General features: G+C 46.2%; 7 protein-coding genes. 4 read left to right on the forward strand and 3 right to left on the reverse strand.

Annotated elements, in window-relative coordinates; genetic code table 11:
• Positions 1 to 161: 161 nt before the first annotated feature.
• Complete coding sequence (locus tag PBAL39_RS04025) at positions 162 to 674, reverse strand: glutathione peroxidase (protein ID WP_039866035.1); 513 nt, start codon at positions 672 to 674, stop codon at positions 162 to 164.
• Between the two features lie 266 nt (positions 675 to 940).
• Here PBAL39_RS04025 and topA point away from each other — a divergent pair, with 266 nt between their 5' ends.
• From topA to pbpC, 4 genes are all read left to right on the forward strand, one after another.
• Positions 941 to 3,508 carry a type I DNA topoisomerase gene (gene topA / locus PBAL39_RS04030; RefSeq protein WP_008238576.1) on the forward strand — a complete coding sequence of 856 codons (2,568 nt, stop codon included), beginning with the start codon at positions 941 to 943 and terminating at the stop codon, positions 3,506 to 3,508.
• A 30-nt stretch (positions 3,509 to 3,538) separates the two neighbouring features.
• Entirely contained in the window at positions 3,539 to 3,943 is a 405-nt protein-coding gene (locus PBAL39_RS04035) for a hypothetical protein (RefSeq protein ID WP_008238577.1), read from the forward strand.
• Between the two features lie 183 nt (positions 3,944 to 4,126).
• Entirely contained in the window at positions 4,127 to 9,706 is a 5,580-nt protein-coding gene (locus PBAL39_RS04040) for an alpha-2-macroglobulin (protein WP_008238578.1), read from the forward strand.
• A 1-nt stretch (position 9,707) separates the two neighbouring features.
• Positions 9,708 to 12,104, forward strand: coding sequence for a penicillin-binding protein 1C (gene pbpC / locus PBAL39_RS04045; RefSeq protein ID WP_008238579.1), 2,397 nt, complete (start codon positions 9,708 to 9,710; stop codon positions 12,102 to 12,104).
• On the opposite strand, the gene PBAL39_RS04050 is transcribed toward pbpC, so the two are convergent.
• Complete coding sequence (locus PBAL39_RS04050) at positions 12,101 to 12,790, reverse strand: lysoplasmalogenase (protein ID WP_008238589.1); 690 nt, start codon at positions 12,788 to 12,790, stop codon at positions 12,101 to 12,103. The two genes, pbpC and PBAL39_RS04050, sit on opposite strands and share 4 nt — an antisense overlap.
• A 121-nt stretch (positions 12,791 to 12,911) precedes the next feature.
• Positions 12,912 to 13,214, reverse strand: a complete 303-nt coding sequence (locus PBAL39_RS04055; protein ID WP_008238590.1) for an RNA-binding protein — start codon at positions 13,212 to 13,214, stop codon at positions 12,912 to 12,914.
• Positions 13,215 to 13,294: the final 80 nt, after the last annotated feature.

Genomic DNA, 13,294 nt, shown 5'->3' on the forward strand with positions numbered 1-13,294 from the left:
GTCAGTAGCGAACAAGACCCGAACAAGGGGCGATCAAATGCCGAGATTATTTCTTCATTTACTGCAGAAAAGGATTTATCGTAAATCAAGATAAATCCTTTTCTGATTCGCCTGCAAAAATATGTTCCAACGGAAATAAACGCAGGTGGTTACTGAGTTCCTTAAAGATTTTTTGTCAGCTCAGCGCTCATTGGTGTCACTTTTGAACGGAAACGATGTACCAGCTGGCCTTTTTCGTTGATCAGGAATTTCTCAAAGTTCCAGTTGATGTCACCTTTAAAATCAGGGTTTTCTGCTGAGGTAAGGTATTTAAACAAAGGATTGATGTCATCACCCTTCACACTTACCTTTTCGCTCAATAAAAAGGTAACACCAAAGTTCTTTTTACAGAAATCCTGGATTTCAGAATTGGTAGCCAGCTCCTGTCCGCCGAAATTCCCTGCAGGAAAACCAATCAGCACCACTTCTTTGCCATATTGCTGGTGTAATTTTTCCAGGTCTTCATATTGTGGCGTATAACCACATTTCGATGCTGTGTTTACGATTAAGATCTTCTTTCCCTTAAACTTTGAAAGTTTAACCTCCTTACCGTCTATGGTCTTGAAGCTAAAATCATATACGCTTTTAGCCGGCGGTGTAAAAAAGAGGCTCAGCATAATTAATAATGTATTCATAGTTATCTTTTTTTATGTGAATATACGAAGGTAGGCAGAAATAGATTCCCTGTATATAATTAAAAGGTAAAGATTGTCACCATTATGGCACCAAACCGCATGTGGATATTTTAAGAGTCCAATTGTTAATAACTCTTCATTTAGGGACTTATATGGTGTTTTGCAGCACATTAAACCCGGCTTTTCAAAATTATTTCCATATAAAAAACAGCAGGTATTTTGAATTTCGCCTTATTTATAGCTTTATTTGCAGAAAAACGTTCTGAATGGCGAAGAATTTATTAATAGTTGAGTCACCCGCAAAAGCTAAGACCATTGAAGGGTATTTAGGTAAAGATTTCCTTGTTAAATCAAGTTACGGACATATTCGTGATTTGGTAAAGGGAGACATGGCTATTGACATAGCCAACAATTTTGCCCAGACCTACGAAGTGCCGGCAGATAAAAAGCAGGTGGTAGCAGAACTTAAGAAATTAGCAAAAGAAGCAGAGATGGTATGGCTCGCGTCCGATGAGGACCGCGAGGGAGAAGCCATCTCATGGCATTTATATGAGACCCTGGGTCTCAAGGAAAACAAAACAAAGAGAATTGTCTTTCATGAGATCACGAAGCCGGCTATATTGAAAGCTATAGAAACACCGCGCACCATCGATTATAACCTTGTGAATGCGCAGCAGGCACGCCGTGTACTCGATCGTCTGGTAGGCTTTGAGCTTTCTCCTGTCTTGTGGAAGAAGATCAAACCTTCACTTTCTGCAGGACGTGTACAGTCTGTCGCAGTGCGCCTGATTGTTGACCGTGAACGAGAAGTAAATAAGTTCAACGCGTCGGCGGCATATAAAGTGGTTGCACAGTTTTCTACCGGAAATGGTAAAGAAACAGTAAAGGCAGAGTTGCCCCAGCGTTTTGAGCAGGAAGCAGACGCAGAAAAATTTCTGAATGACTGTATCAAAGCAGGATTCAGCGTTGATGCACTGGAAACCAGACCAGCGAAAAGGAACCCTGCTCCTCCATTTACGACTTCTACCTTACAACAGGAGGCCTCACGTAAGCTGGGCTACTCCGTGTCACGGACCATGCAGGTGGCACAACGCTTGTATGAAAGCGGACGTATTACTTATATGCGTACCGACTCCGTCAACCTGTCAGAGACCGCTTTGTCGGCAGCAGCATCAGAAATCAAAACTGCTTATGGTGATAAATACCACCAGATCAGGACTTATAAAACGAAATCTGCGGGAGCGCAGGAGGCACACGAGGCCATCCGCCCTACCTATTTCAACCACCATACTATCCCTGGTGACAGCGCTGAGCAGCGTCTGTACGAGCTGATCTGGAAACGTTCCATTGCTTCCCAGATGAGTGAGGCACAGTTTGAAAGAACAACGGCACAGGTTGCCATCAGTACGCGTCCGGAGCATCTTGTGGCTGAAGGAGAAGTACTCAAATTTGATGGCTTCCTGAAAGTATACCTTGAATCCAGTGATGAAGAGGAAACCGATGATGCTTCAGGCAACAACATGTTACCTCCGTTAAGTAAGGGACAGGAGCTTTTCCTGAGAGAAATGAATGCTACAGAGCGTTTCTCACGCCCTCCAGCAAGATATACCGAAGCCAGTTTGGTGAAGAAACTGGAAGAACTGGGAATTGGCCGCCCCTCAACTTATGCGCCGACGATTTCCACTATTCAGAACCGTGGTTATGTGGTGAAAGAAGACCGCGACGGTCGTCAGCGTTCCTTTGGTGCGATTGTACTTGCCAATGGTGTTGTGACCAAACAGATAAAAACAGAAATTACAGGGGCAGAAAAATCCAAGCTCTTCCCTACAGACATTGGTGAGGTGGTCAATGACTTCCTTGTTGAACATTTCAAAGGCATTGTCGATTTTAACTTTACTGCGAACGTAGAGAAGGAATTTGATGAAATTGCACAAGGGCTTCAGGAATGGACGAAGATGCTCCACTCCTTCTATACACCTTTCCACGTGGAGGTAGAAACTACGCTGGAAAATGCAGAACGTGCAAACGGCGAACGACTCCTTGGAGTAGATCCTGTATCGGGTAAGAACGTTTACACTAAAGTCGGTAAGTTTGGCCCACTGGTGCAGATCGGCGAAAATGATGACGAGGAGAAACCGCGCTATGCCAGCCTTGCAAAATCACAATCTGTGGCGACAGTAACGCTTGAAAGTGCGCTGGAACAGTTCAAACTACCCTTCCAATTGGAAGATTATGAAGGTAAAGAGGTTTCTGTAGGTGTAGGACGCTTTGGTCCTTATGTTAAATGGGGCGACAGTTATATTTCTATTCCTAAAAACGAAGACCCTCTGTCTGTCGACAGGGACCGTGCCATTGCCATTATCGCTGAGAAGATGGAAGCCGATGCGCCGGTTGCAGAGTATGAAGGGTTGCCAGTTACCAAAGGTAAAGGCCGTTTCGGGCCGTTTATCAAATGGAATGACCTGTTCATCAACGTACCTAAAGCGTATAACTTTGATTACCTTTCAGCCAATGACATCAAAGAACTGATCACTAAAAAAGTGGAGAAAGAAGCCAACCGCTTCATACAGCAATGGACTGCAGAAAAGATTGCCATTGAAAACGGACGTTGGGGTGCCTTTATACGTTTCGGTAAAGACATGCTGAAGCTCGGGAAAAATCCTGCAACAAATGAAAAATATAGCCAGGAAGAGCTTGCTGTCATCAGCCTGGAGGATGTGAAAAAATTAATTATAGAGCAGGTGCCAAATGCATTTGAGCCTAAAACAAAGAAAAAGGCAGCAGCAAAAAGCAGTACAACAGCGAAGAAAAAACCTGCAGCAAAGAAAAAATAGACACAGTCTGATTTTTAAGGATATTAAGATATGAAAAAAGACCTCCCTGAAAACATAGTGGAAGATGTAGCCATCGCCGTCGTGCTCATCAGTGAAAGTCCAGGTGTTAAAAACTGGACCGTGTATCTTGTTAACCTTAAAAATCAACTGATCAATAACGTACTGATCAGCTCCAAAGGTTACGGTGAAAAAGATGGCAAGCAGGTGAAAACATCCGTGCTCAGGCATTTTCTTGGCGACATCAACGCGGCGTCCTGCTCAGCGATAGAAGCAATAGACCCGGAAGTGTTTGGCCTAACCAATGAGTACTGGCTCAGTTATTACATTGACGGGGTCATTTATGATAAAAAGTTCATCTTTCTTCCGGAAAGTATTGTGGATGAAAACCTCATTCGTATTCCTCTTGTCAACATGCCTGGCGTGATGATCAAATAAAAATCAGGCTATAATTACAGCATTTCCAGCGCTGTTCTGATCTCTTAACAAAAACCGTTTAATCAAAATTATAATGCCGATATCTTTTTCGATAGCCGGAAATCTGACTTTGGAGAAAACTGTTTGACTTCCGGACATTTTTACCTATTTTTCGTACACATCTATTTACTATAAAAAACGTGCATGAAATTTAACCCTTCTCTGTTTATTCAAAAGAATAAAACTGGCATCATTGCGGCCATCTTTATCCTTCTCGTTCTCGGCGTATCGGCAGTCTTTCTTTTCAAGAAAAAAAGGCCTGACGATTACAACCAGGCTTATTCAAAATATATCGAATCCTACACCTCAGGTACGATCTCCAAAAAGAGCCTGATCAGGGTGCACCTCACCAATCAGGTGAAAACAATGAGCGACATCGGTGTGCCGGACAACCGGGACCTGTTCAGCTTCTCCCCTTCTATTAAGGGTAAAAGCTACTGGATCGATGCCCAGACTGTTGAGTTCCGTCCGGACGAAAACATGGAGCCTGGCGAAACCTACGAAGCGACTTTTAACCTTCAGAAAGTAACAGAAACTGAAGAAGCACAAAAGGAGTTTGAGTTTAGCTTCAAGGTAATTAACCCGGGCATGCTGCTCACTCAGAACGGCCTGGTGTCACAAAATAACACGTCCTTGGATTTCATGAAGGTCAGTGGCGAGGTGACCACTTCTGATGCTGAAGAAGGCAAGCAGATCGAGCAGTCTTTAAAGATAGATTTCGACCAGAACTTAAAAGTTAAATGGCAGCACAACCCTGCAAAAAACAGCTCTTCCTTTACTATTGATAGCATCCGCAAAGGGAAATCAGAAAAAATGCTGAAACTTAACTGGTCCGGTAAATCCATAAATGCCGACAATAAAGGTGAGGAAACATTGCAGGTCCCTGCAGTCGGCGTATTCAAGATTTTAGACATCAGAGCAGTACAGGATCTCGAAGATTATGCTTTGGTGCAATTTTCTGAACCCGTCAATGTGGCTCAGGACCTGAATGGCTTACTCAGCCTTGGGGAGCTGACAGACCTCCGGTTTACCATTGACGGAAGTCAGGTGAAAATATATGCACCAACACCGCTTGAAGGTAATTACACATTGACGGTCAATGAGGGCATTGAAAATATCAATAGCAAAGTCCTTCAGACCGGTAAAACGGCTAATGTGGTCTTTGAGAATAAAAACCCATCGGTAACCATCGCCGGCAGTGGGTCCATCATTCCGAACTCCGGCAAATTGGTACTGCCTTTTGAGGCAGTAAACCTGAAGGCGGTAGATGTGACCATCATCAAGGTATATGAAAACAACATCCCTCAGTTTTTCCAGACCAACGGCTACCGGGATGGGTCTGAACTTCGCCGCGTTGGAAAACCAGTGCTGCAGAAGACTATCCGTCTTGACGAAGACCGTTCGCTGGACCTGCATAAAAAACACCGTTTTACCCTGGATCTCGATAAGATCATGAAAACTGAACCCGGTGCCATGTACCGTGTGACAATTGGTTTCAGGCAGGAATATAATGCATTTAAATGTGCAGAAATACAAGATGATGCTGCTGAGTCGGACGGTGAATATTATGGTTACGGAGAAAAAATTGATGAGGATGATGACTTCTGGGAGCGTTACAACAGCTACTATCCGGAGCGCTACAGCTGGTCGGACCGTGATAACCCCTGCACTCCATCCTATTATACCAACGACAAATGGGCAAGCAGAAACCTGATCGCCTCGAACATCGGGCTGATTGCGAAACGTGGCAACGATAACAGCATGCTGATCATCGCTACTGACCTGCTTACGGCCAAGACCATGAGTGGCGTCACCCTCGAGCTCCTGGACTACCAGCGTCAGGTGATCCATACGATTCAGACAGATGGAGATGGCATGGCTGCATTCGATCTTAAAAGAAAACCTTTCCTGCTCATTGCAAAACACGGTGACGAACGTGGTTACCTTAAGCTTGACGATGGAAGCTCACTCCCGCTAAGCCGCTTTGATGTGGGTGGAGATGTGGTACAAAATGGACTTAAAGGTTTCATCTATGGGGAACGTGGCGTATGGCGTCCCGGAGATTCTGTATTCCTGTCATTCATCCTTGAGGACAAACTCAAAAAACTTCCTGGTGCTTACCCAGTGACCTTTGAATTATACAACCCACAGGGCCAGCTGGTAAAAAGAACCATCAATGGTAAACCGCTGAATGGTTTTTATGCCTTCCGTACCGCTACAGAGTCCACGGCACCTACAGGAAACTGGCTGGCGAAAGTAAAAGCCGGTGGCTCGACATTCTCCAAGACGATCAAAATCGAAACGGTGATGCCCAACAGGCTGAAAATCAACTTCGACATCGGTAACAGGCCATACCTTGGCATCGGTGCCAGCTCCACAGCTTCCCTAGCTGCGAACTGGTTGTTCGGAGCGCCGGGGAAACACTTAAAGGCCAAAGTAGACGTCAACCTGAATACAATGGAGACCACGTTTAAAGGTTTCAGTGGTTATCAGTTTGATAATCCTACCGTTTCATTTGAATCGCAGGTGAAAACGATCTTCGAAGGCACGCTAAACGAAAACGGCACAGCTGTGGTAAATACCAACCTCAATGAAAACAACAGTGCACCGGGTATGCTTAGGGCAAACTTTACTACCAAAGTTTTTGAGGCAGGTGGTAACTTCAGCATCGATAATTTCAGTATTCCCTATCATGTTTATGACAACTATTACGGTGTAAAGACACCCGAAGGAGACAAGTTAAGTGGGATGCTGGTGACCGGCAAGGACCATGAAATAGATATCGTTAATGTTGACCGCAATGGAGCCTTACTCAAAGGATACAAAACGGTGGAAGTGGAACTTTATAAAGTACAGTGGCGCTGGTGGTGGGAACAGGACAATGAAAGCTACCTGGCCAATTTTACCCAGAATTCCTATAACAAGCTCATCAAAAAGGCTAATGTCGCCCTTAGCAATGGTAAAGGTAAATGGAACCTGCGCATCGACGAGCCAGAATGGGGTCGTTACCTGATCCTCGTCAGAGGCAGCAATGGTGGCCACGTAACCGGTAAATCCGTGTACATAGACTGGCCAGGATGGGCACAGCGTGAGCAGGGGAACAACCCAACGGAAGCTTCCATGCTTTCCTTCACTGCCAATAAAACGAAGTTTAAGGTTGGCGAGGAAATTGTTCTGACCATTCCTTCAGGGAAAGGTGGACGTGCGCTGATCTCCATTGAAAATGGAAGTAAGGTATTGAAAACCTTCTGGACCGATACCGAAGCCGGCCAGACACAGGTTAAGTTCAAAGCAGAAAAGGACATGGCTCCTAACGTTTTTGCCAATGTGACGTTATTGCAACCGCACGCACAGACCGCGAATGACCTTCCGATCCGGATGTATGGTGCCATCCCACTATTGGTTGAAGATCCCCAAACGATCCTGAAGCCGGTCATCAGAATGGCCGACAAGATCAAACCGGAAACTGAAAGCAGTCTTACGGTTTCAGAGCAAAATGGCAAGGCCATGACCTATACGATCGCCATCGTAGACGAAGGGCTGTTGGACCTGACGCGCTTTAAAACTCCTGACCCACATGGGATCTTTTATGCACGTGAAGGACTGGGCGTGAAAACCTGGGACCTGTTTGACTATGTCCTTGGTGCCTGGGGCGGCAACCTGGAAAGGATCCTGAGCATTGGTGGTGACGGGAGCATCAACAAAAACCTAAACCCCGCAAAGGCCAATCGGTTTGTACCTGTGGTGAAATACATGGGGCCTTTTACGATTGCTAAAGGTGAAAGTAAAACCCACCGCTTCAAGTTGCCTCAATATATAGGTGCCGTACGTGCCATGGTGGTTGCAGGACAGGACGGTGCCTACGGTGTCGCGGAAAAATCGGTACAGGTTAAAAAACCACTCATGTTGCTCGCAACACTGCCGCGGGTAATTGGGCCTGGGGAGCGTTTTACGCTACCTGCAACGGTCTTTGCGACCGAGAAGAACCTTAGGAAGGTAACCCTTCAACTTCAGACAACGAACTTACAGGTGGCGGGCAGCAAGGTTCAACAGCTACAGTTTAACCAGCCGGGCGAGCAGATGGCTTATTATGAAATTACCGTACCTGAAATCACTGGAGTTGCCAAATTAAAACTTATCGCTAAAAGTGGCGCAGAGCAGACGAGTTATGATGTAGAGTTAGACATCAGAAATCCAAACCCTTACGTTACTAATGTATTATCGGCCATCGTCAACCCTGGAGAAAACTGGTCTACAGGTTATCAGCCTGTGGGTATGGCGGGTACCAACTCAGGTAGCCTGGAACTGTCGTCCATTCCTCCTGTTAACCTGAAAAAACGACTGTCCTACCTGATGCAATATCCCCATGGATGCGTTGAACAGACGACTTCCAGCGTATTCCCTCAGTTGTTCCTGGACAAGCTGAGCCCGATGACCGAACAGCAGAAGGCCAATAAGGAACGGAATGTTAAAGCGGGCATCAACAGGCTAAAGGGCTTCCAGACTACCGACGGAGGTTTGGCTTACTGGCCAGGCAGCCCTTCTTCCGATGAGTGGGGCAGCAACTATGCCGGCCACTTCCTCGTTGAAGCACAGGAGGCTGGTTACACCCTGCCTGTAGGCATGATCGATGAGCTGTTGAGGTACCTCAAGGTTAAGGCCGCTAACTGGTCGCCAAACAGTACCAATTTCTACGGAGGTGACCTGTCGCAGTCCTACCGCCTGTACGTGCTGGCGCTGGCTAAAAGACCGGAGATGGCCGCGATGAACAGGCTCAGAGGTTTCCAGTACCTTTCGGTAAGTGCCAAATGGCGTCTTGCTGCAGCCTACAAACTGGCCGGGCAGACAGAGGCCGCCAATAACCTCATCAAAGGACTGACCTTTACAATTGAGCCCTATCAGCAATTGGGTGGTACCTATGGCTCAGACCTGAGAGACCAGGCCATGATCCTGGAAACCATGACGCTGCTTGGACGTAAAGCTGATGCAGCAAAGCTGATTCAGCCGCTGGCAACCAGGCTGGGTCAGAATGAATGGTACAGCACCCAGACCACGGCTTACAGTCTTCTTGCGGTGGCTAAATTCTGTGGTGCCAATGCAGGCAGCAACTCGTTGAAATATGACTTTACCATCGACGGAAAGAAAGGATCGGTGAATACCAAACAGTTCCTGAGCACCAATAACCTGACTTTCAAAGGCTCCTCAGTATCGGTCAGCAATACCGGCGACCGGGTCTTGTTTGCGAGGATCATCCTACAGGGACAACCTTCGGCGGGTCAGAATGATTTTCTGCCTAACAATGCAGATGCGCTCGATATGGATGTTAATTATAAACTTTTGAATGGTAAAGTACTTGATCCTTCAACCCTGAAACAAGGCACTGATTTCTATGCGGAGGTGACCATAAAAAACCCTGGTAAGATGGGCTATTATGAACAGATGGCACTGACACAGATTTTTCCGTCAGGTTGGGAAATCATCAACACGAGGCTGAACGACAATGAGAGTATCATTGCATCGTCTCCGTATACTTACCGTGACATCAGGGATGACCGTGTGTTTACTTATTTCAACCTGCGTGAGTTTGAGGCCGTAACCTATAAGGTATTGCTGAATGCGTCTTATATTGGCAAGTATTATCTGTCGGCCGTACAGTGCGAAGCCATGTACAACAACAACATTACAGCTACTGCTTCGGGTAAATGGGTTCAGGTGATCAAGTAAGATGTTGAAAAAGTTTCCTTACGAACCAAAACTACTGGTCAGCGATGTATGCTGTGTAATACTGCTGCTGTGGTTTTGGTTCGCTTTACCGGCAAGATTATTTAAAAGCCCCACTTCTTATGTCATTGAGGCCGCTAACGGGACACTGCTCAGCGCCGCTATTGCCAGTGATGGACAGTGGCGTTTTCCGGCAGTAGACAGTGTGCCTGAGAAGTTTGCCAGTTGCATCATCGCGTTTGAGGACAAGCGTTTTTACCACCATCCGGGTATGGATGTCATGGCAATGGGACGTGCAATGCGCCAGAACTTCATGGCCGGTGCTGTTGTTAGTGGCGGCAGCACGCTGACCATGCAAGTGATACGCCTTTCAAGACGTGAGTCCCGCACGTTTACACAGAAAATTATTGAACTCCTCCTGGCCTTCAGACTGGAACTTAGTCATTCAAAGACCGAAATCCTTTCGCTGTACATGGCCAATGCCCCTTTTGGGAGTAATGTGGTAGGCCTGGAAGCCGCTTCCTGGCGCTACTTTGGCCGACCCGCAAATTCATTGTCATGGGGAGAAATGGCCACGCTTGCCGTACTGCCCAATAGTCCTTCGCTGGTGCATCCGGGAAAAAATGCTGCCCGTCTGATCAAAAAAAGAAACGACCTGCTGGATAAAATTGCGTCGATGGGCATCATCGACCCTGCTACAGCTAATCTGTCTAAGCTGGAGCCTATTCCAGGCAAACCACAGCCGCTGCCGCAGCATGCACCTCACCTGCTCAACAGGTTCAAAGAAGAACGCAGACAGCTGAAGGTAGCGGGAACAAGGATGACCTCCACTGTCGATTACGACCTGCAGCTAAAAGTAAATGCCATCCTCAAACGATACCAAAACCGCTACCGGGCAAATGACATCAACAACATTGCAGCACTGGTCCTCAATATTGAAGATGGCACTGTTGCAGCCTATACCGGCAATCACTATCAACCAGAAAATAAAGAGCTGGAAAGTCATGTTGATATGATTAGGGCACCCAGAAGTCCGGGAAGTACCCTAAAACCACTGCTGTATGCAAGCATGTTAAATGATGGCTTTATTCTTCCTCAAACGCTCATTCCTGACATACCAACGCAGATTGGTGGCTATTCGCCGCAAAATTACGACCTCGGATATGATGGTGCCATTCCTGCCGACAGGGCGCTGAGCCGTTCGCTGAATATCCCGGCAGTGAAGATGCTGCAAAATTATAAATACCCGCGTTTTTATGATAAGCTGAAAAAGCTGGGCATCAGCACGCTGAACCGGCCTGCTGACCATTATGGGCTCTCCCTTATCCTTGGAGGAAGTGAGGTGACGATGTGGGACCTTGCGAAAACTTATATGGGCATGGCGAGGAGCCTGAACCACTACAATGATTACGGGGGCAAATATAATCCTCGCGATTATGATACACCCCGGTATTTCGAACGAAAAAGAGACCAGCGGTTTGACCAGTATCAAACGGAGCGCAACGGCATCTTTGACTATGGTGCGATATGGAATACTTTCAACGCTATGGAAGAACTCATGAGACCCGGTGAGGAAGGATTATGGGAACAGTTCTCCTCTTCGCGCCGCATTGCCTGGAAAACAGGAACCAGTTTCGGCTTCAGGGATGGATGGGCCGTGGGGCTCAACCCTGCTTACGTGGTTTGTATATGGGTGGGCAATGCCGATGGAGAAGGTCGCCCAGGCCTGACAGGAATCGATGTCGCCGCTCCTGTACTCTTTGATATCTTCAAGTTACTGCCTGATAAAAAATGGTTCTCCACCCCAGGTAATCAACTTAAAAAAATGCGGGTATGCCGCCAGAGCGGATATAAGGCTGGGGAATATTGCGCTGAGGTCAAAACCATACTCGTCTCCCCGGCTGCGGAGAAGACCGCGCTCTGCCCCTACCATAAAATGGTCCATCTGGACCACAGTGGAACGTACCGGGTAACGGACCATTGTGAATCTCCATCGCTGATGCAGCACCGGTCCTGGTTTATATTGCCTCCCGCGATGGAGTATTACTATAAAATCAAAAACAGCGATTACAAGTCGTTACCACCCTGGAAACCAGGCTGTGGGGATCAGAATAGCGGGTATGTGATGGACATGATCTATCCAAAAAATAACTCCAGCATTTATGTTCCAGTTGAATTTGACGGCACACGTGGAAAGGTCGTCTTTAATGCGACCCACCGCAATGATAGGGCTAAAATTTACTGGCACATCGACGATGAATTTGTAGCGACCACGCAGGGTTACCATCAGATCGCCATAAGTCCGTCAGCCGGAAAACACACACTTACACTGGTAGACGAGGATGGGCAGCGTCTGGTTCAGGTATTTACGATCCTGGATAAAGAGAAAAAGATCAATTAATCTTTTAAGAGCAGTCTTCTTTCGATAGCACCGAGGGTGATGAGGTATTGCGCAAGCATATAGGTTGCCAAAATGCAACACTCAGCGCCTTTAAAAGGAATCACAAATTTGTCCAGGCTCAGCAATGCATCAGATAAGGTAAAGATGACTGCGCCAATGAGGATGAGGTTAAAACTTATGTTATTTACCCTAAACCGGCGAAATGCAGCCATCATGACCAGGACACTAATGACAATAAGGTATGCAAGTACAGGTAGTTTCATTGCCCCCAGATGAGACCTGATGAAGAGGTAAAAGGACACGCTACAGGTCGCACACAATAAAATCGCAAGCCTTGCCCCTTTTTTATCCAGCTCAGGTGCAGAGCTAAAGTCAAGATAAAAAGCACGGATGTAACAGATATGGCTGAGGAAAAATGCCGCGAGGCCATAGCTGAAATAATTTGCGCCACTATCGTTGCAGAGCAGGAACAGATCTCCTACAAGTGCAAGAAAAAGCCCGCTGAAGATTCTTTTATGAAAGCGTCCTTTGAGTTTCGTTTCCCCGTACAACCCAGCCATCATCAGCATGCAGATCAATGGTTTTGTGGCCGATATTAAAGGACGCAGGTCGGCAAGTACCGCAATCACCTGAATTGCGAATACGGTAAAAAAGCCCAGGTGAAACAAGGGGTATTTCTTTAACATGAATGGTGGGATTTATCCAAAAAAAAACAGCAAACATGTTCAATAAAGAACATACTTGCTGCCTATGATAGATTATTCTAAAATCTTCAATACATCGTATTTTGTAAAAGAAAAAAGCTAATTAATAGCTTTTCTCTGTACGGTTGTTGCGTTTGAAACCACCACCAGCACCACCGGTACCTGGTTTTTCCTGAGCTTCAGCAACTTTGATACGATTACCATTGTAATCGCCACCGTTCATGCGTTTGATTGCTTCTTTTGCCTCTTCTTCTACTGGCATTTCCACAAAACCAAATCCACGACTTTGCCCAGTCTCGCGATCTTTGATAATCCTAAGTGATTTTACTTGACCGAAATCACCAAATACGGCTGTTAATTCATCTTCCCCTACTTCTAAAGGAAGGCCTGTAATAAATATCTTCATTAATGTTTAAAAATTTACACAAAGTTACGCATTTTCTGGTTAATTTCCAATGCTAGTGTCAGTTATAAGTATAATTATCA

The sequence above is a fragment of the Pedobacter sp. BAL39 genome (assembly GCF_000170795.1).
In the GTDB taxonomy this organism is placed as follows: domain Bacteria; phylum Bacteroidota; class Bacteroidia; order Sphingobacteriales; family Sphingobacteriaceae; genus Pedobacter.